Consider the following 21,120-nt stretch of genomic DNA (forward strand, 5'->3'; position numbering starts at 1 on the left):
GCAGGCTTTCGCTTATAGTAAGAAAATCTTATACTACATTTTCATTACTGCACCAGTATTAGCGCTTGTTACCATATGTGCATAACGAGCTAGGTAACCACGTTTGATTTTAAGTTCGAATCCAGGCCATGCGGCTTTACGAGCTTCAAACTCTTCATCACTAATTAGTAGGTTCATCGTACGATTATTCATATCGATTTCGATTTCATCGCCATCATTAACGAATGCGATTGGACCGCCATCAGCAGCTTCTGGAGAAACGTGACCGATAGAAATTCCGCGAGAAGCTCCAGAGAAGCGACCATCCGTAATTAGGGCAACCTTAGCGCCAAGACCCATACCAACAATTGCTGAAGTTGGAGCAAGCATTTCAGGCATACCTGGACCGCCACGAGGTCCTTCGTAACGAATAACTACAACATGGCCTTCTTTAATCTTGCCTTGAGCTAGAGCTTCAAGACATTCATCTTGAGAATTAAAGCAAATAGCAGGACCTTTATGATAGCCACCTACTGATTTGTCAACTGCACCAGTTTTAATAACTGAACCGTTAGGAGCAATGTTACCGAATAGAATAGCTAGTCCACCACGAGCAGTATGTGGGTTGTCGATTGTGTGGATAACATCCGTATCTTGAATTTCACAGCCTTCAACGTTTTCACGAATAGTTTTACCTGATACAGATAAAGTATCACCGTCGAATGCGCCTTCTTTTTTCAATAATTCATGAATTATTGCACTAACACCACCAGCATTGTGTACATCTTCAATATGATAATCAGATGCTGGAGCGATTTTTGCTAAGTGAGGAACACGTTCAGCAATTTCATTGATTTCTTCGATCGAATATTCAATACCTGCTTCATGTGCAATTGCAAGTGTATGAAGTACTGTATTTGTAGAACCACCCATAGCCATATCAAGCGCAAAAGCATTGTCGATTGCTGCTTTTGTAACGATATCGCGAGGTTTGCGGTCCATTTTAATAAGTTCCATTAATTGACGAGCTGCTTGCTTAACAAATTCTTTACGCTCTGGAGCAACAGCAAGAATCGTACCGTTACCAGGAAGAGCAAGTCCAAGACCTTCAGCTAAGCAGTTCATGGAGTTAGCAGTGAACATACCTGAACATGAACCACATGTAGGACAACCATATGCTTCTAGCTCATAAAGTTGCTCATCATTGATAATACCAGATTGGTGAGCACCAACGCCCTCAAATACACTTGTAAGTGAGATTGCACGACCATCTGATGTTCTGCCGGCTTTCATTGGTCCACCACTTACTAGCATTGTAGGGATATTAACGCGAAGTGCACCTAGAATCATACCAGGTGTGATTTTATCACAGTTAGGAATACAGATCATACCATCGAACCAGTGAGCGTTAACAACTGTCTCAACGGAGTCAGCGATAATTTCACGGCTAGCAAGAGAATAACGCATACCGATATGGCCCATTGCGATACCATCATCTACACCAATTGTGTTGAATTCGAAAGGAACACCGCCAGCTTCATAGATAGCTTCCTTAACTAATTTACCAAATTCCTGAAGATGTACATGTCCAGGGACAATATCAATATAAGAGTTACATACCGCGATAAACGGTTTGCCAAAATCCTCTTCTTTAACTCCAGCAGCACGAAGCAAACTACGATGTGGTGCACGGTCAAATCCTTTTTTAATCATATCAGAACGCATTTTTGTTTTTGCCATGTGGAAGTTCCTCCTTGTACGTTTACACTATAATGAAATAGTTACAATGTTATTATCATGCTAGATGCTCATATTTGTAATTTTAGCATACTCAATAGTACTTGGCTACAAAGTAATAACCGTATTATGAACCGAATCACGCGCTTAATACGTATAATTTGGTATACTATGATGTGAAGTAATCCTCATAATAGATTACAAGACTGTAAATCAACATAGTAAAAATAGGATTTCGAAAAGGGGATCGAAATGGATAATCATTTTGAAAATAATAAAGAGCTAATGAATAAGTTGGATGAATCTTTTCGTGAAATCAGAAGCATCATTAATACATACTGGGGAAAATATAGTATATCTGGACTTGGAATAACTCACGCTCGAATGATGACACAACTTTCAGAAAATGGACCTACAAAAGCCTCACATATTGCAGACAAACTATATATTACTTGTGGAGCGGTAACGGGTTTGTCTGATCGGCTAATTGAATTAGGGTTTGTCACTAGAGAGAAAGATGCAAATGATCGACGTGTCGTATTGTTGAAAATATCAGAATTAGGAGAAAAGCATGTAGAAGAGATTAAAGCGGTACGGAAAAATTTGATGATTCATTTATTTGAGGGTCTTACTAGTGATGAAATGGAAAAAGGAATGTATCTGTTTAATAAAATGAAACAAAATATGGTAACTTTTAATGCAACAGAAAAAGAATGAAACTAGACTTTTCGGTACAAATTACTAAGTAAATAGTTGTAATAAGTCGATTTCCATCATAATTTGTAATATTTTAGCAATGTAATCGCTATTTTATTTGTCATTTTTGTGACGTTTATTAATTAATACTTAAATTATCGCTGTTATTGTGTAAGATAAAGTAGTATTTTGTCGGATTTCTAAGGATGAGGAGAGAAACACACAGTGAAAAAGAGACTTACATTACTTTTGTCAATGGTTCTAGTTATCGGATTGTTGGCTGCATGTGGTAACAATGCAAATCAAGGGTCAAACGGTACTAATTCAGAGGGAACAGGGAATGGCAAGAAAGATATTAAAATTGCTCTAGTTCTTCCTGAACAAATTGGTGTTAACCCATTCTTCGAACTAATGGATAAAGGTTTCAAAAAAGCTGGGGAAGACTTTGGTGTTACTATCAAAACCATGGAATCTTCAGATGCTAATGCTTTTGAACAAAACTTCCGCGCTGCAGTTGCTGATGGATATGACATGATTATAACTGCTACTTACCAAGCTGAAGATGCTCTTAGAAAAATCGCGGCTGAAAACCCAAATCTTCCGATTGCAATTATTGACCATGTAATTGAAGATGTACCTAATGTAAGAAGTGCTGCTTTTATTGAAAACCAAGCATCATTCCTTCTAGGTGCTGCTGCTGGTCTTGTAACAGAATCCAACGTTGTTGGTAATGTTGTTGCTGTTGAAGGCGCACAAATGGACAAGTATACAATTGGTTTTGCTAAAGGTCTTGCTTACACAAATCCTGAAGCAAAAGTTCTAACTTCGTATGTAGGTAGCTATGTAGATTCTGCAAAATCAAAAGAACTTGCACTTCAACAAAACGCTCAAGGTGCTGACTTTATCGCAGGTTTAGCTGCAGTTGGTGACTTCGGTATATTTGAAGCTGCAAAAGAAAAAGGTTTCTATGCTTCAGGACAAGACGTTGACCGTACTGTAATCGATCCTGAGCACGTAATCTTATCTCAACTTAAAGAAGTAGATACTGTTACTTACGATACAGTTAAACTTTTCGTTGAAGATAAATTCGACTTTGGAACTACGTTCTATGGTTTGGCTGAAGGTGGCGTAGGTCTTACTTTTGTAACGACTGAAAGTGAATCTCCGCGCAGTGACAAACTAACTGATGAAGATATCGCTCAATTAAAAGAAATTGCTGAAGGTATCAAAGACGGTTCAATCGATACTTCTATTACAAAATAATAAATTTTTATAAGTAGTTTGCCGGCTGCAGTAACTGCAGCCGGCTTAATTGTTTGAAAGGAGCTTCTGTATGCTGCTTGAGATGGACAGTATAACAAAGTCATATGGCTCTGTAACTGCTAATCATAATGTTAATTTTAATTTGCGCAAAGGTGAAGTTCATGCGCTTATTGGTGAAAATGGTGCAGGTAAAACGACGTTGATGCGTATTTTGTATGGCATGGAACGTCCGACAAGTGGTGAGATTAGAATTGATGGCAAAGCTGTAACGTTTAATGATCCAACAGACGCTATCGGGCAAAACATCGGTATGGTCCATCAGCATTTTATGTTGTTTTCAGCATTTACGATTGCAGAGAACATCGTTATTGGTCGTGAACCAAGTAAAGGTGTGAAGTTTGATCGTAAAACAGCAATTGAAGAAACACTGAAATTATCTGAGCGATACGGAATGCCTGTTAATCCAAAGCATAAAGTTGCAGATTGTTCACTTGGAATGCAACAACGAGTAGAAATATTGAAAGTATTATATCAAGGTGCAGAAATTATTATTCTTGATGAACCAACAGGTGTTTTAACACCTATAGAAGTAAAAGAGTTATTAATTTCAATAAAAAAACTTGCTGCTAGCGGTAAAAGTTTTATTATTATTAGTCATAAACTGAGTGAAATAATGGAAGTAGCTGATCGAATTACAGTACTCCGAGATGGCCATATTACTGGCACGGTGAATGCTGCTGATACTAATGAAGAAGAGTTATCCAAAATGATGGTTGGACGTGATCTTGTTAAGCTTGAACGTCGAAAACTTGAATATGGAGATCCAGTACTTAATGTACAATCACTTTCTATTAAAGGTAATAAAGCTAAGCCGTTATTAGACAACATTAATTTTAACGTGCGTGAAGGTGAGATTGTAGGTATTGCTGGAATATCTGGGAATGGTCAGTCAGAGTTATTGCAAGCAATTTCTGGATTAATGCCTTATAGTCAAGGAACTATCACAATACAAGGTATGAATGTAACCGGTGCTTCCGTTAAGCAAATTCGTGAAAGTGGACTTGCGCACATTCCTGAGGATCGATACCTTTGGGGTGTGTCCAAAGATGCAACCGTTTCAGATAATGGAATAATGGGTCATTTGGATTCAACGAGTAAATACGGAGTTCTTCAAGGTAAATTAATTCGTGATCTTGTATCCGAATGGGTTCAAAGATTTGGAATTAAAACAGGGTCATTAAGTACTAAAGCTCAATATTTATCAGGTGGTAATTTGCAAAAGCTAATTGTTGCACGTGAGCTTGCAAAGCAAACTCCTTTTCTAATTGCTGCTGAGCCGACTCGTGGTGTAGATGTTGGTGCAATGGAGATTATTCACGGAGAGTTATTAAAACGTCGTGATGAAAAAGCGGGTATTTTGCTAGTATCAAGCGAATTAACAGAAATTATGAAGCTTTCAGATCGTATATTAGTTATGTATGAAGGTAAAATTGCTGGTGAATTAGATGCTGCTGTAGCTACTGAAGAGCAAATTAGTCTACTAATGGCGGGAGGTAAAGCTGTTGGATAAGATAAAAAGTAGTTTACAGTCCCTTTTACAGCCGTTCATTGCAATAGTTGCAGGTCTATTGGTTGGTGCAATCGCAATTGTAATCGTTGATGGAAATATTGTGGATACGTACCGAGAAATGTGGAATGGCGCATTCGGTAATTTTTATTTCTTTACGAGTACATTAGCTCGGGCCACTCCAATTATTTTGGTTGGTCTAGGCGCATCATTAGCGTTCAAAGCAGGATTTTTCAATATGGGTTCAGAAGGTCAGATGGTTCTAGGGGCATTAACTGCTGCAATAACAGCAGTTTACGTACCAGGTCCGGGTTGGTTTAAAGCGATCGCAGCTATTATGGCTGCTATGATTGTAGCTGGTCTTTGGTCTGCTCTTGCGGGTTGGCTCGATTCCAGGTTCGGTATGAACTTATTAATTACAACGCTATTACTTAATTATATTGCATCACTATTTGCTGGTTATATGGTTGCATATCCATTCAAAGATAGCACAACTAACTCAGCTCTGTCCCAGACGCAAATGATCGATAAATCAGTATTTTTCCCGAAATTATTTTCAGGTATGACATTGCATATAGGTTTTGTCATCGCAATCGTTGCGACAATCGGATTATTTTTATTCATCAAGTACACGAAAAAAGGATATGAAATTCGTATGCTAGGCGGCAATCCACTATTTGCTAGCTATGGCGGCGTAAATCGCGGCCGTTTGATGGTAGTAAGTATGCTGGTCAGTGGTGCTTTCGCAGGTCTTGCCGGCGCATCCGATGTACTAGGTACTTCATATCGCTATCTTGATGGTTCACTAGTCTCTGCTAATTATGCATGGACAGGTATTATGGCGACATTACTAGCTAATTCAAATCCTATTGGTACAGCAATAGCAGCTATTTTCCTCGCTGCTTTGCAGACTGGTGGTATGGGTATGGAGCGTAATACCGATGTTCCGCTAGAAGTATCAAGTATTATTCAAGCTGTATTAATTCTGTTTATTACAGCGAAATTTACAATGTCATTCATTAAACGCAAGAAAGCGGGGGCGAAAGATGGATCAGCTAATTGATGTTTCCTTATTCGCTGCAGCTCTACGTATGATTACACCGATTTTGCTTGCAGCTTTAGGTGGAGCAATATGCGCACGAGTTGGACTATTTAATGTTGGTTTGGAAGGTCTAATCTTAGTAGGTGCATTTTCCGCTATTCTTGGTAATTATTTAACAGGTAGTATTACAATGGCCATCTTGTTCGCTATTGGTTGTTCACTGTTATTCGCGCTACTCTTTGCCTATATGAGTATTAATTTACAGGCAAATGTAATTGTCGTAGGTATTGCTATTAACTTTTTAGCCGCTGGACTAACGACGTTTGCCCTTCGTGCAATTTTCAATGTAAAGGGAGCTTATTACGACAAAGATATGCAGGGACTACCTAAGCTCGATATTCCATTAATAAAGGATATCCCATGGATCGGCGATGTTTTTTCTGGTCAATCTATTCTAGTGTATGTGTCCATCATTATCGTAATTTTATTGCAAATATACTTGTATAAAACGGTATCAGGTTTCCGTCTGCTTGCAGCTGGAGAGAATCCAACGGCAGCTCGTAGTATTGGTTTACCGGTTCGTAGAATTCAATACCTTGCAGTATTGCTTTGTGGTGCGCTTTGTGGACTTGCAGGTGCACAGTTGTCTCTTGGTAATGTAACGATGTTTACTGAAGGTATGACAAGCGGTCGTGGATTTATCGCATTAGTAGCAACGATGCTAGGTCAATCTAATCCCATTGGTGTAGCAGGTGCAAGTATATTGTTTGGCTTTATGGAGGCTTTGAGCTATCGTTTGCAAAACTTCTCTATTCCTTCAAATCTTTCAGCTATGCTTCCGTTTGTTGTAACCATTATTGCGATGATTTTCTTCAAAAACAATGGATATAAGGACGAAGCTAAAAAATCTAACGGAAGCTCACGCTAACGGTTGATTTTATGCTTATGCTTCCGAAGTACTTTTCTGTGCGAAGAGGTTATGACAAGAAGCACAGAAAAGATTTAGCTTCCGAAGTGCTTTTCATTAACAATAAGTATACCTAGAAGATATGAAAAATTTTTGCCTGTGCTTCTGATGTGCTTTTCTGTGCAAAGAAGTAAAGTCATGAAGTCCAGAAAAGTTGGAGGAGGTCGTCGATATGCATAAAAAAGCGGAGCGTCTGAAAAAAGTTAAGGCGCCATTAGCTGCAAAAGTACCACCGGAACTTCAGCATCGTGTACCTCCTGGACAAACAGTTACAGATCGTTTTCCGATTCTTCACGAAGGTGAAGTGCCACAGTATGATATGTCAATTTGGAATATCAAAACATTTGGTGAAGTAGAGACGATTCGTAGTTTCGACTTTGACGATTTGATGAAATTACCTCAAACTGAGATCACCTGTGACATTCATTGTGTAACACGTTGGTCTAAGCTTGATACGAATTGGGTTGGCATTAGATTCTCAGATTTGTTACCTTTGCTCGGTGTAAAAGCTGAAGCAAAATATGTAATGATTCATGGGGAAAATGATTACACAGCTAATGTTCCTTTAGAAGATTTGATGCGTGACAATATATTGTTAGCACATACTTTTGACGGAGAGCCACTTACTGAAAAACATGGTGGGCCATTGCGCATGGTCATTCCACATCTCTACTTCTGGAAGAGTGCGAAATGGATTACTGGTTTTGAATTTATGGTTGAAGATTACCCAGGATTCTGGGAACAAAATGGATTTCATAATTATGCAGAACCATTTGCCGAACAACGTTTCTCTGGAGATGGTTTTGATCTACCAGAAGATGAGTGGCATGGGAAGGAGTTTGACTAAATGTTTTTATCTATTCTTGAAGTTAATTCAGAGCAACTGCCAGGTCTTGCTATCGTATGTGGAGATCCACGTCGCGCCAAGAAAATTGCAGACATGCTAACTGATTCTGTTGAACTATCATTCGCTCGTGAATATCGTACCTTTGTTGGTTCATATAAAGGCGTACAATTAGCAGTAGTAAGTCATGGTGTAGGTTGCCCTGGTGCTGCGGTATGTTTTGAAGAACTTATTAAAGGTGGCGTACATACGATTATTCGTGTAGGTACAGCAGGTTCTTATTCCGCTGATCATCCTGCAGGAAGTTTGATCGTAAGTACGGGTACAATCCGTACAGATGGACTAACTAAACAATTAGTACCTGATGGTTTCCCTGCGATTGGCGATAGTGAAGTTGTTAATGCACTATTTGCTTCTGCAGAGGAACAAGGTGGTATTGTGAAGAAAGGTATTACTGTAACTCTTGATGTATTCTTCAATGGTCCAGTAGAAATACCTCACAAGCTATATAAAGCATCTGGAGCACTTGCAGTAGAGATGGAGATAGCTTCATTGTATGTTATTGCTTCACTTCGTGGCATTCGTGCTGGAGCAATTGTAGCACTTGATGGCTATGCTGATTCTGATCTAGCTGAAGGTTATGATCCACATACAAACGTAGTAAGTGATGCTGTTGAACGTGAAATTAAAGCAGCACTTGAAGCTATGGTGAAATTAGCTTAGTCATGTGATTTACTTTTGACAAATATAATGTTCAATAAAACAAATAGGGAACTTCATGGAAGATCATGAAGTTCCCTATTTGTTTTAAAATTATTGTAGGATGTATAGCTCAAATTAATGGTTCTGACTGTACGTAACAGGTAGCTTTAATTAATTGTCCGGTACATACGTAATAGCTAGCCAATAGGTATCATCTGATGTCTGAAAAGAAATAACTAAATCTGGTCCAGAAGATAACTCTACAAAATATCTGCTCCTATCCTTTTGTGCTCGAACGCCTTCCTGGATGAAATAGTAGTTTTGAATTTGTCCTGAAGTTTTCAGTCTAGTTAACTCTTTTTCGTAGAAAGATTGAAATTCATTTTCACCAACATAAGTAATATAAAAAGGTGAACAAACATCTTCTTTTGCTTGAAATACAGTTCGTTTAGGCAGAGGTATTGTAATGTTTTTCAGGTCCTCTTCAAATTCACAGGAAAAACTTTCGCTAGATAGCAAATAACTCTTTACATAACTATTGAACGTAAAGTTCCAAAAATACGTTTGACATAGGATGAAGATGGGAATGGAAACAGTAAGGAAAACAATAATTATGCGTTTGCGATTTATTGATTTTATTATAATTAGTACAATACAGAACGCAATTACCAAGCCTATTGAATAAATAATATAATATATATTTCCAGCCACCGACTCATCCCCTCAGCAACTTCTTCAAAGAAAATTGATTAAGTTTTCTCTAACTTACCATATAATGTTATCTTTGCAAACGGTCAAGTATTAAAGATTAAAGCCATAAAAATATTTGATATCGCTTACATTTACATTATTGACAGTCTTTCTATCCTGTGATAAATTATACAAAAGTAAACAGTTTAGTAAAATGTTTTCGTAAAAGTAGGGACGCTTGAGAAGGAGGTACTCCGTTGAAGGATATTGATACTTCAAATAACAAACCTGCAAGAAAAACTGGCACTAAATCTTTAACAATTAATGATATTGCCAAACTTGCCGGCGTTTCTATTGCGACGGTTTCCAAGATTTTGAATCAGAAGGATCAAGACATTGGAGAAGAAACGAAGAAAAAGATTAATAAAATTATTAGCGATAACAATTACGTACCATACCAGAAGATGATGAAACGTATTTCAGCAAAATCATCTACAATCGGCTTGGTAATGGGTGATCGTATATCGAATGATTTTTATACAGCTTTTACAAAAGGCGTGGAAGAATGTGCATACCAAGCGAAGATGAGCGTTATTATTGCTCACACCGATGCAAGTGAGGTCGGTGAAAAGAAATACGATAAAATTCTTCAAGATAGAAATGTAGAAGGTATCATACTAGTCCCTGCTTCTGGAATGGAGATAGCAGAAACAGAAGTGTTTTCTTCAAAAGATGCTCCAGTTGTAGTAGTAAGTCAGCGGGCATTAGATGAGCAAATCCATCAACTGTATTTCGATCATTTCTTAGGTGCATATAAAGCAACAACATACATAATAGAACATCAGCATGAGCTCATTGGCTTTATTACAGGCACGTTGTCTGACCCTGTAGCGGAAAGTCGTTTGGAAGGATACAAAAAAGCGTTATACGATCATAATATTTCCTTTGAGAGAAGCTTACTATTTGAAGGTACTCAAGGAGATAATAAGCAATTTGGTAATGAAGGGACGAAGCTACTTCTAGCAAAAGGAGTTACAGCTATTGTAGCTGCTAACGATGAGATTGCTTCAGGTGTATACGGAGCTATTAACGAAGCGTTGTTGAAAATACCATCTCATGTCTCAGTTGTTGCGTTGTCTGATTCAAATATAAGTGATCTTATTATTCCTAATCTGACAGCTATTCGCTATCCAACGTATCAAGTCGGATATGAAGCTTGCACACAATTAATAAAGCAAATTAGAGGCGAAGAAGTAGAGCAGAAAATAGTGTATGGACCTGAACTAATTGTTAGAAAAAGCGTAGATAAGCCTTCAGGGCCTGACTATTCTCAGAAAGAGAAAATTGCGATCGTTGGAAGTCTTAACATGGATATCATTATGAAAGTCCCTCATATTCCAAAAGTAGGGGAAACCATTCTAGCTAATGACATCAAACATGCTGCAGGTGGCAAGGGCGCTAACCAAGCTGTAGGGGCTGGAAAGCTGAACGGTAAAGTGTACATGATCGGTCGTGTTGGAAATGATCTATATGGTCGAGAGTTATATCATAGTTTAATCAAGTATGGTGTAGATGCTAGCGGTGTTATCCATGATGATATGTTACCTACTGGTAATGCTTATATCTATGTTTCAGATAACGGTGATAACAATATCGTTGTAAATCCAGGAGCCAATTCAAGATTAAGTATTGAGCAGGTACAAGAGTTTGAATGGATCTTCGATAAAGTATCTTATTGTCTCGTACAGATGGAAATTCCAATGAATACGATCGAATATGTTGCAACATTATGTAGACAGAAAAATGTAAAACTAATACTGAATCCAGCGCCTGCTAGAGAAATCAATTATTCATTATTTGAAAACTGCTTCCTTGTTATTCCGAATGAGACAGAGCTTGATCGTATGATTCCTGGTGAAGCATCAATTGAAGAAAAAGCAATCAAGCTATTAGAAAAGAGTTTTCAAAATGTTATTGTCACACTTGGTGAGAAGGGTTGCCTTCTAGTGAATGCCACAACTAAAAAGTATTTTCCGGCAGCAAGTTTTAAGGCTGTGGATACAACAGGAGCAGGGGACTCGTTCATCAGTTCATTAACAGTAGCTCTATCGGAAGGGAAAAACTTTGAAGAATCTATAGCGTTTGCTAGTCTAGCGGCAGGTATTACTGTAAGTAGAGAAGGAGCTCAACCATCCCTTCCAGACAAGGAAACGATAAGAATGTACTTGCAATAAGGAGGAAGCGACAAGATGACAACAAGAGAATTAAGAATACTTGCCCCTTGTGGCATGCTTGGTTACGGATTTCCGAAATCATCCTTTCAAAGAGGAATGGAATTGTTGCCAGATGCTATTGTAGTCGATGCGGGATCTACAGACGGTGGACCCCATAAACTAGGGGCAGGTTCGGCGATTGTAAGTAAACAAGCTTGTAAAAAAGACTTGGAGATTATGATTTCTGCAGGAGTATCAGCAAGTATTCCGGTTATTATCGGCTCGGCGGGCGGAAGTGGAGCGAAAGTTCATGTAGAATGGACTCGCTCCATCATTACTGAAATTCTGCAAGAAAAAGGTTTAAGTGGACTGAAGATCGCTACGATTTGGGCAGATATTCCAAATGATATTATTGAAGCCAAGCTAGACAGTGGACAGTGTCTACCACTTGGTTTGTCAGTGAAACCGTTAACGAAGGAAAGATTATATGCAACCAATGGTGTAGTTGCACAGATGGGTCATGAGCCTATTGTAGCTGCTCTAGAAGAAGGTGCAGATATTATCATCTGCGGTCGTGCTTATGATCCATCACCGTTCGCAGCGGTTGCTATTCATAAAGGGTATGATGCAGCACTTGCCTATCACATGGGGAAAATATTAGAATGTGCGGCTCTCTGTGCGGAACCAGGGACGACAAAAGACAGTATGTTAGGCATTTTGAAAGAAAATTCCTTTATATTGAAAACGCTTAATGATACGCGTAAATGCACAGCGATTTCTGTTGCAGCCCATACATTTTATGAAAAAGATCATCCTTACTTACTACATGGACCTGGTTATATATTGGACCTTGAACATTGTGAGTTTACTGAACTTCCAGATCATAGCGTCGAGGTTAGAGGAAGTAAGATGCTCGAAACGCCTGAATACAAAATTAAGCTCGAAGGCGCAATGCAAGTTGCTTATCGCACATTTGTCATAGCTGGCATAAGAGATCCGTTACTTATTAATAAAATTGAGGAAGTTGAAGAACTAGTAAAACAGCAAGTTTACGAGTACTACACTGAGATTTCACAAGAAGATTATTCGATAAACTTTATCAATTACGGGATGAATGGTGTCTTGGGGTCACTAGAGCCAACTCCTAATCCAGGTCATGAGCTAGGTGTATTGTTTGAAGTTATTGCAGTGACGCAAGAGCTGGCAAGTGCTATCTGTGGATCAGTTCGTTCGACTTTTTTACATTACGGTTATGAGGGAAGAAAATCTACTGCAGGAAATCTAGCATTCCCGTTTGCACCAAGTGACGTACCATTTGGGCCAGTTTACGAGTTTTCAGTATATCACTTAATGGAAGTATCCGATGGATTAGAAATGTTCCATTGCGATTATGAAGAGGTGTAACGATGAAGATAAGTGAAGCAGCGGTAGTTTTACGTAGTAAAAACAGTGGACCGTTCGAAATTACGTTAGATGCATTGTTCGGAGATAAGGAAATTTACGATGCATTGAAACGGTCAGAAATAATTAATAAGTCATTGATTGCTAAGCTTTATAACATTGCGGAAGAGAATATTACACATATCGTGTTTTTTGATCAGGCTCTAGGATTCAAAGTTACCTTCTCCCGCAGCGTATCGTCAGGAACTTTCTTGGATCGTGATGTGTACGGCGCACAGCAGCATGCTCCATTAATGGATTTGGAATTCGACATCTAAGCGAATAGGGGTGAAAGCAATGAGTTCTCGTTTAATGCAAATGTGGAAAGACAAAATGTTATACATTATGCTCGTTCCGGCTTTTGCTTACTTTTTCATTTTTCATATTTGGCCTATTTTAGGAATGAAGCTGGCATTTTATGAGTACCGCATTATAGGCGATAACGTATTCGTAGGAATGAAGTACTTTACAGCATTGTTTAATACACCAGTATTTACGAATGTCCTGATGAACACTTTAATTGTTAGTGCTATGAAAATAGTTATTATTTTCCCTCTTCCTGTTATCTTTGCACTATTACTCAATGAATTTAGAAATGGGAGCTTCCGGAAGAGTATTCAAGTAATATCATACTTGCCTCACTTTCTTTCATGGGTTGTTATTGCAGGGATTTGGTTTGAATTTATGTCACCTTCAAAAGGAATTGTAAACGGTATCATTCAATTATTTGGATTTCCTGCCCATGATTTTTTAACAGATAAATCTTCCATACGTTGGATTTTGGTACTAAGCGAAGCTTGGCGTAGTATTGGCTGGGATTCAATCATATTCCTAGCAGCAATCATTGGAATAAGTCCTAGCTTGTACGAAGCAGCGTATGTAGATGGAGCAAATCGTTGGCATATCGTTACTAAAATTGTAATCCCACATCTCTACATTCCCATGGTCACAATATTTATTCTGAACATTGGATTCCTAATGAATGCTGGGCTAGATCAAATACTCAACTTTACCAATGATGCAGTTAACAGCAAGATAGATATTATCGACACTTATGTATATCGCGTTGGATTATTGAATTTTGAATATTCATTCGCAACGGCTGCTAGTTTATTTAAGAGTGTTATAGGTGTCATTCTCGTACTATCCACTCACTTTATTTCCAAAAAATTGACTTCAAAAGGCGCATGGTAAGGAGGCCCGAATATGATAGGAAACAAGATTACCTTGTCCAAGTTGTTCATAGGAGCGATTCTTTCTCTACTCACATTAACGATGTTCGTTCCTATTGTGAATATGTTCGCCCGGGCTTTCTCTAGTCCAGATCGAGTTCACTTGTTACAAGGTTATGAAATACTACCGAGAGGCTTTTCACTTATTCATTTTCAGGTCGTACTTCAAAATCCAATTGTTAGTCAAGCATTAATCAATTCCTTATTCATTACGATTGTAGGTACAGTATCTAGTATTTTTCTTACGACGGTCACAGCTTATGTATTAACTAGAAAAAACCTTGTAGGAAAAACTCCAATAATGGTATTTCTCATTATTATTATGATTTTTGAACCAGGTATTATTCAAGAATATATGGTAATGAAGGATATCGCTCTACTAGATAACTTGTGGGCAATGGTCGTTTACCGACTTGTTAATGTTTATTACCTTATTATCATGATGAGGTTTATCGAAGATATTCCAGAATCACTAATTGAGGCAGCAAAGATTGATGGTGCAGGACATATGAAGCTCTTTATGAGAATCGTTCTTCCGCTAGCACGAGTGCCATTAATGACAATTGGTATGTTCTATGCTGTAGTGAAATGGAATGAATTTTTCAAATCAAGTATTTTTCTTTCAAGTAAAGAAAATACGGTGCTTCAAGTTATGTTAAGGCAATTTATTGTAGAGAGAGATACTTCGACATTAGTCGGTGCAGCAGAATTACTCAAAAATTCTAGTGTTGCACAACTAGATTTCTCGGCTTTGAAGGCTGCTACAATCGTGATTGCTATCGTTCCGATTCTCATGCTCTACCCTATTATTCTGAAGCATTATACTGGCGGAGTAATGGAAGGCGGAGTTAAAGAATAAATGTGTTTACAAAAAGGGAGGAAATACAGAATGAACAGAAAAAAGATGAATATCATGCTAATCCTTATGGTCGCAATCGCATTGCTGGTTACAGCTTGTGGAGGAAAAAATGGTAACAACGGCACGAATACAGGTTCAAAAACTCCTGCAACTAACAATGGCACAAATACACCAGCCGATAAGGAGCCCGTAACGCTTACATTCGTGAATAAGGATTTCCCATTGGATGATCCGAATACAGTAAAGTTAATTGCTAAAATTGAAGAAGGTATGAAAGCACAAGGAACTCCTGTCAAACTTGAAATTGTTCCAGTTCAAAGTGGAACATATTCTGAAAAACTTGGTCTGCTACTACAAAGTGGTACAATTCCAGACTTGATGTATTTCCAAGGTGGAGACTATCAATTTGCAATTACACAAGGAATTTTGGAAGATTTGACGCCTTATATCGAGAAATCAACACATTTGAAAGCTTCGCTTTCAGACTATAACTTAGAAAGAATGAAAGAGTATCCGTATCTAGTATATGCTGCCCCAACAACAACTTCAGTAGCAGTTGTACGTAAAGATTGGTTCGATCAAACAGCATCAGGAAAAACATTACTAGAAAATCCTACAACTGATAACTATCTTACATTCTTCAAAGAGCTTAAGGAAGTTAGTGGAGCTAAATATGTCTATACGACTGCTGGCACTTTAGATGAGATTGATCCACTATTTACACAAGCATTTGGTATGACATCTACTTGGGTGAAAGACGATAGCGGTAGCTATGTATATGGCGCTGTATCCAAATTCGGTAAAGACAAGTTAGATTTCTATGCAAAACTATATCAAGAAGGTTTACTTGATCCTGAATATTTAACGAAGAAATGGGATACGAAAGAACAAGCATTCTATGATGGAGATGCAGCAGTTATCGCTGGTCGTCAAGGTAAAGTAATTAATATTTACAATACAAAAATGATGGAGCAAAACGGTGTAGAAGTAATGCCACTTGTTCCAGCTAAAGGTGTCGGTCAAGGTTTTGTTCCAATCAATGTAAGTAAAGAAGATCGTGGTTTTGCAATTTCTAAATTATCTAAAAATAAAGATGCTGCATTTGCATTACTAGAGTATATGGCAAGTCCTGATGGTTTAATGTTAGATCAGCTTGGTGTTGAAGGTGATGAATATACAATCGCTGATAACCAAATTACTTTAACAGATAAATTCCCAGCTTGGTATGCACATTTCATTGACAACACGATGAATTTCAAGCCTGAACAAACATTTAATCCTGAAACTCCATTCTTATCCACTGCAGCATTAGAGTCACTTGATCTAGTGCAAACTTATTCAACAAAAGATAATGCTTTTGTGATTCCTGCTGATCAATCTGCAGCTTGGGATGCGGCAATCGCTATCTATAAAGAATATGCAGCTAACGTTGTTACTGGTAAAGCTTCAATTAATGATTTTGACAAAATGGTAGAAAGCTTCAATGCAGCTGGTGGTAAAGCTATGACTGAATATGCAAATCAAAACATTAAGTAGGTATTGAGTTAGCGTATGCAAAAAAAAGTATAAAGTACGGGGCTTTGTTGCCCCGTACCCTTAAGGGAGGGGTGGATTAATAATGGTTACGTTTTCCGATAGAGTAAAGGGTGTAGTATTCGGGACAGCATACGGCGACGCGATGGGCGCAGTCGTGGAAAAAATGACCTATGAGCAAATTAAAGAGAAATATGGTCGAGTAGAAACAACACAAACGAAGTGGTGGAAAGCAGATTGGTCTGAATCAGCCCGTCTTTCAAGAATGCGTGGGATGGGAATAATAACGGATGATACGCTAATGACTTTAGCGCTAATGAATGTTTATTGTACAGAAAATCGTCATTTGGATGCTTATGATATAGCTAATGAATTTGTGAAAGAAATAGCTTATCGTCCTAGATATATTCCGGAATTCGGTAGAGAAGCATTAATACTAGACCGACTATTTTATCCGGAAAAACATATTTTCAATCGACATGTATTAGCGAACTGTGAGCCACGCGAGGGCGGCTATGGTAATATGGTCAATTGCGGCGCGGCGATGTATATCTCTCCGATTGGTATTATTAATGCTTGTAATCCAAGGGGAGCATATGACGAGGCCATCTTGTTCGCATCTGGTCATCAACTCAGCTATGGCTTAGAAGCAGCAGGAGTTATGGCTTGTAGTGTAGCGAAAGCCTTTGAGCCAGGTGTATCGGTAGAGCAAGTTATTGATACAGCTCTGCATTATGCCAAAGATGGAACAAAGCGAGCAATTCATGATATATGCGATGCGGCGATAATGCTTAAACATAATAAAGAAGATCGTGATGAGGTTGTACGTAAATTCCATGAAGTAATAGGTCAATATTCTCCGATGGGCAATGATGTGAATAGAGGAGAACATAAGCTTGGTATTGCTACGAATCATTACACACCGAGTAGACTATTTTCCATAGAGGAACTACCACTTGCAATGGGATTCATGATGTTACATGAAGGAAATTTGACAGAAGCAGTGAAAGACGGAGTAAGCTCCGGCCGTGATACAGATTCAATCGGGGTTATGATTGGAGCTATTCTTGGAGCTATGCATGGCGTATCAGCAATTCCTCTTGATGAACGTATTGCTTTAGAAAATGTAAGTAAGCAAAATATAGATCAAAATTGTGATCGTTTCATTGAGGTAGCAGAAGCCATTATTATAGAAGATTTCAATCAGAGTAATGCAAGGCAACAACATATTTTATCAACACTCGGAGGCGGTGCATCAGCATGATAGCAACTAATTATTTGGAAAAGATCTATGCGGGTTATTTGGGAATGAACATCGGTATTCGACTAGGAGCACCAGTTGAACCAACGATTTGGTCTTATGAGCGAATTCTTAATACGTACGGTGATATTACTGATTATGTGAAGCCTTTCAAAAACTTTGCAGCAGATGACGACGCCAATGGTCCATTCTATTTCTTGCGAGCATTGTATGACGATGCTAAGGATAGAGATATCGTACCTCAAGATGTTGCTAGAGCATGGATGAACTATGCACGTGAGGGTGTAGGCATGTTCTGGTGGGGCGGATATGGGATTAGTACAGAACATACTGCTTTTATCAATTTGAAAAATGGAATTGAAGCACCGCAATCTGGATCGATTGCACAAAATGGTACGACAATCGCCGAACAAATTGGTGGTCAAATCTTTATTGATACATGGGGGCTAGTTAATCCAGGTAATCCGCAAAAAGCTGCTGATTTTGGTGAAGCTGCTGCAAGAGTATCGCATGATGGTGAAGGCGTATATGGTGCAAGATTCTTCTGTGCAGCTATTGCCAAAGCATTTGACACTAGTGATGTAAGTGAAATTATTGAAGCGGGTCTAGCACAAATCCCAACCACATCTCTTTATTACCAAGTTGCTAGAGCGGTTATCGCTTTCCATAAGAAACATCCTGCTAATTTCCGTGATTGCCGTGATATGCTTGAAAGAGACTGGGGTTATGATAAATATCCAGGCGTCTGTCACATGATTCCTAATGCTGGTGTATGTATTCTAGCGATGGTATATGGTGAAGGAGACTTCAATCGTACTGTTGAAATTGCAACAATGTGCGGTTGGGATACAGATTGTAATGCTGGTAACGTTGGGACTGTACTAGGTGTTGCATGTGGGCTTGAAGGGATTGCGGATAAATACCGTAAACCAATTAACGATTCTATCGTAATGTCAGGTATTTCAGGATACCTTAACATTCTAGACATTCCATCATATGCGAAGGAGTTAGCTATACTTGGCTATCGTCTAGCTAATGAACCTTGCCCAGCTGAATTACTTAAAAGCTTTAAAGAAGACGAAGTTTACTTTGATTTTGAATTGCCGGGCTCTACTCATAATATGCGTCTATCAAATTCGTTCTTCTGTGAAGCGAAACATTCTACAGAGTATTCTTATAGTGGTACTGGTTCGCTACAAGTTTTATTTGATCGCATGTTACGCGGTGAGCAATGCAAAATATACTATAAACCTTTCTACACAAGAGACGAGTTCAACGACGAAAGGTATTCACCTACGTTTGCGCCAAAAGCATATTCTGGTCAAACGGTATCTATGAAAATTTACTTGGATCAATGGGAAGGCAATGAAACACCAGGTGTTGCTCCATATGTTCGTCTTGCTTCCAGTAAAAAAGAGTTAATCCAAGGTTATGTGAAACTTGTGGGTGAGCAATGGATAGAATTAGAATTCACGATCCCGGATTCTAAAGGCGATTTGATTGATGAGGTTGGTATCGTATTCGAAGCCTATACACCGAAGAAACCGAAAAGCTTAGGACGCATCTTCATTGATGAATTTAGAATATATGGAAAAGCAAATTATGCGATTGATTTTGCTAAGCAGCGCGTTGATTTTGGTTGTATTACACCGTTTGCACATAATCATGGAGCATGGAGAATAGAAAATGGTGCTATGCATTTAATGACTGCTGAACCAAGTGAAGCCTACACAGGTGCGTATTTTGCTAGAGATTATAAGGTTTCAATGGTATTGAATGCACAAAGTGGACATTCACATCTTGTAGCAGTGCGAGCACAAGGCGCGATGCGAGGATACCACATTGGATTTGACGGAGAAGGTCAAGTGTCACTTTATGTGAATGATTTTGGTCATAAGTTGTTAGCATCTGCTGAGTTTAATTGGTCACATAATCAAGATTATCATTTCGAAGTAACAGCTAACGGAAACTTAGTATCATTGAGCATAGGTGGTACAGTCGTATTACAACATGAGGATGACACCTTTAGTTATGGAATGTACGGTGTTAGTACGAATACTGCTGCAAGAACAAGCTATCGCGATATTCGTGTGACAGAATTATAGTCCTAAGGTGAATTGGAGAAGAGTATGAAGATAATTGTAATTGGCAGCATGAATATGGATATGGTCATGCAGACTAGCCGAATTCCAGAAGTGGGAGAGACGATTAATGGAGAGGGATTCTTTCTATCAGGCGGCGGTAAAGGTGCTAATCAGGCAGTAGCTTGCGCGAAAATGGGCGCTGATACATGGATGATGGCGAAGGTCGGCGATGATATCTTTGGTCAATCTCTTCTCGACGATCTATCGAATTATGGTGTGCAAACGGATTTTATAGTTAAGGAAGCGGGTATTTCGACAGGTGTTGCCTCCATTACGGTGAAAGATGGTAACAACTCTATTATATTGGCAAGTGGAGCGAACAGTTGTCTATTGCCAGAGGATATTCGCAAATTAGAATCTGAGCTATTGTCTGCATCCGCAATAATGCTTCAGTTGGAAATTCCGATTGAAACGGTTTACGAAGTTATTTCTGTCGTGAAAGGCAAAGTTCCGATTTTCTTGAATCCAGCTCCTGCACTTCCGCTGGACGATTACATTCTACAAGGCATTCATTACTTCACACCTAACGAAATAGAATGCAGATTGTATACTGGAGTAGAAATTCATACGATAGATGATGCATTTACTGCGTTAGACGTTTTACGTAATAAAGGAATTATGTATCCTTTAATTACGTTAGGTGAGCAAGGTGTTGCTTATTATAATGGTAGCAATAATGTTCATAGGTCTGGCCTTAAGGTTAATGCGATCGATACGACTGCGGCAGGGGATACGTTCTCTGGAACGCTAGCTGCAATGATTGTTGCGGGACAGACAATGGATGAAGCTGTTTCTATGGCAATTCAAGCCTCAGCACTATCTGTTACGAGATTAGGTGCGCAACAATCTATCCCGTTGCTTGCGGAAATGACCAATTAGATTAATAAGTTTTATTACCAAGTAGTAGTGACTTGAGAATTCTCCAGTCACTACTATTTTTTCGCAAGTATT

At 38.6% G+C, this 21,120-nt stretch carries 18 protein-coding genes; 16 read left to right on the forward strand and 2 right to left on the reverse strand.

Features of this window, described 5'->3' with window-relative positions:
* Positions 1 to 33: 33 nt before the first annotated feature.
* A complete protein-coding gene (gene ilvD / locus NV377_RS00475) occupies positions 34 to 1,719 on the reverse strand; it encodes a dihydroxy-acid dehydratase (RefSeq protein WP_258199220.1) in 1,686 nt (561 codons plus the stop codon).
* A gap of 249 nt (positions 1,720 to 1,968) precedes the next feature.
* Here ilvD and NV377_RS00480 point away from each other — a divergent pair, with 249 nt between their 5' ends.
* The 7 genes from NV377_RS00480 to NV377_RS00510 all read left to right on the forward strand — a co-directional run bounded on the left by NV377_RS00480 (position 1,969) and on the right by NV377_RS00510 (position 8,818).
* The gene (locus NV377_RS00480; protein ID WP_258199221.1) at positions 1,969 to 2,433 is read left to right on the forward strand and encodes a MarR family winged helix-turn-helix transcriptional regulator; all 465 of its coding nucleotides are present in this window, start codon (positions 1,969 to 1,971) and stop codon (positions 2,431 to 2,433) included.
* A gap of 204 nt (positions 2,434 to 2,637) precedes the next feature.
* The gene (locus tag NV377_RS00485) at positions 2,638 to 3,675 is read left to right on the forward strand and encodes a BMP family lipoprotein (protein ID WP_258199222.1); all 1,038 of its coding nucleotides are present in this window, start codon (positions 2,638 to 2,640) and stop codon (positions 3,673 to 3,675) included.
* A gap of 70 nt (positions 3,676 to 3,745) precedes the next feature.
* Positions 3,746 to 5,245, forward strand: coding sequence for an ABC transporter ATP-binding protein (locus tag NV377_RS00490; protein ID WP_258199223.1), 1,500 nt, complete (start codon positions 3,746 to 3,748; stop codon positions 5,243 to 5,245).
* Positions 5,238 to 6,305 carry an ABC transporter permease gene (locus NV377_RS00495; protein WP_258199224.1) on the forward strand — a complete coding sequence of 356 codons (1,068 nt, stop codon included), beginning with the start codon at positions 5,238 to 5,240 and terminating at the stop codon, positions 6,303 to 6,305. The genes NV377_RS00490 and NV377_RS00495 overlap by 8 nt, the downstream gene beginning before the upstream one ends.
* Positions 6,289 to 7,212: an ABC transporter permease gene (locus tag NV377_RS00500; RefSeq protein ID WP_258199225.1), complete on the forward strand. Its 924-nt coding sequence runs from the start codon at positions 6,289 to 6,291 to the stop codon at positions 7,210 to 7,212. Before NV377_RS00495 ends, NV377_RS00500 begins: the two co-directional genes overlap by 17 nt.
* Before the next feature lie 211 nt (positions 7,213 to 7,423).
* Positions 7,424 to 8,098 carry a sulfite oxidase-like oxidoreductase gene (locus NV377_RS00505; protein ID WP_258199226.1) on the forward strand — a complete coding sequence of 225 codons (675 nt, stop codon included), beginning with the start codon at positions 7,424 to 7,426 and terminating at the stop codon, positions 8,096 to 8,098.
* Positions 8,099 to 8,818, forward strand: a complete 720-nt coding sequence (locus tag NV377_RS00510; protein WP_258199227.1) for a nucleoside phosphorylase — start codon at positions 8,099 to 8,101, stop codon at positions 8,816 to 8,818.
* Positions 8,819 to 8,968: 150 nt separating this feature from the next.
* Here NV377_RS00510 and NV377_RS00515 read toward each other — a convergent pair whose 3' ends face one another.
* Entirely contained in the window at positions 8,969 to 9,508 is a 540-nt protein-coding gene (locus NV377_RS00515) for a hypothetical protein (RefSeq protein ID WP_258199228.1), read from the reverse strand.
* A gap of 236 nt (positions 9,509 to 9,744) precedes the next feature.
* On the opposite strand from NV377_RS00515, the gene rbsK (NV377_RS00520) reads away from it, so the two are divergent.
* The 9 genes from rbsK (NV377_RS00520) (at position 9,745) to rbsK (NV377_RS00560) (ending at position 21,048) form a co-directional block, all read left to right on the forward strand.
* Positions 9,745 to 11,721 (forward strand): ribokinase, encoded by a 1,977-nt coding sequence (gene rbsK, locus NV377_RS00520; protein WP_258199229.1) that lies wholly within the window; start codon positions 9,745 to 9,747, stop codon positions 11,719 to 11,721.
* Positions 11,722 to 11,736: 15 nt separating this feature from the next.
* Complete coding sequence (locus NV377_RS00525; protein ID WP_258199230.1) at positions 11,737 to 13,104, forward strand: acyclic terpene utilization AtuA family protein; 1,368 nt, start codon at positions 11,737 to 11,739, stop codon at positions 13,102 to 13,104.
* A 2-nt stretch (positions 13,105 to 13,106) separates the two neighbouring features.
* On the forward strand, positions 13,107 to 13,418 hold the full coding sequence (locus NV377_RS00530; RefSeq protein ID WP_258199231.1) for a DUF4387 domain-containing protein: 312 nt from the start codon (positions 13,107 to 13,109) through the stop codon (positions 13,416 to 13,418).
* A gap of 19 nt (positions 13,419 to 13,437) precedes the next feature.
* A complete protein-coding gene (locus NV377_RS00535) occupies positions 13,438 to 14,334 on the forward strand; it encodes an ABC transporter permease (RefSeq protein ID WP_258199232.1) in 897 nt (298 codons plus the stop codon).
* Between the two features lie 12 nt (positions 14,335 to 14,346).
* On the forward strand, positions 14,347 to 15,231 hold the full coding sequence (locus tag NV377_RS00540; protein ID WP_258199233.1) for a carbohydrate ABC transporter permease: 885 nt from the start codon (positions 14,347 to 14,349) through the stop codon (positions 15,229 to 15,231).
* 30 nt (positions 15,232 to 15,261) lie between these two features.
* Positions 15,262 to 16,767, forward strand: a complete 1,506-nt coding sequence (locus NV377_RS00545; protein ID WP_258199234.1) for an extracellular solute-binding protein — start codon at positions 15,262 to 15,264, stop codon at positions 16,765 to 16,767.
* A gap of 82 nt (positions 16,768 to 16,849) precedes the next feature.
* Entirely contained in the window at positions 16,850 to 18,028 is a 1,179-nt protein-coding gene (locus NV377_RS00550; protein WP_258199235.1) for an ADP-ribosylglycohydrolase family protein, read from the forward strand.
* Positions 18,025 to 20,130 (forward strand): ADP-ribosylglycohydrolase family protein, encoded by a 2,106-nt coding sequence (locus NV377_RS00555; RefSeq protein WP_258199236.1) that lies wholly within the window; start codon positions 18,025 to 18,027, stop codon positions 20,128 to 20,130. The genes NV377_RS00550 and NV377_RS00555 overlap by 4 nt, the downstream gene beginning before the upstream one ends.
* A gap of 24 nt (positions 20,131 to 20,154) precedes the next feature.
* Entirely contained in the window at positions 20,155 to 21,048 is an 894-nt protein-coding gene (rbsK, locus tag NV377_RS00560; RefSeq protein WP_258199237.1) for a ribokinase, read from the forward strand.
* The last annotated feature ends 72 nt before the right edge of the window (positions 21,049 to 21,120 follow it).

The organism is Paenibacillus endoradicis (assembly GCF_024721975.1).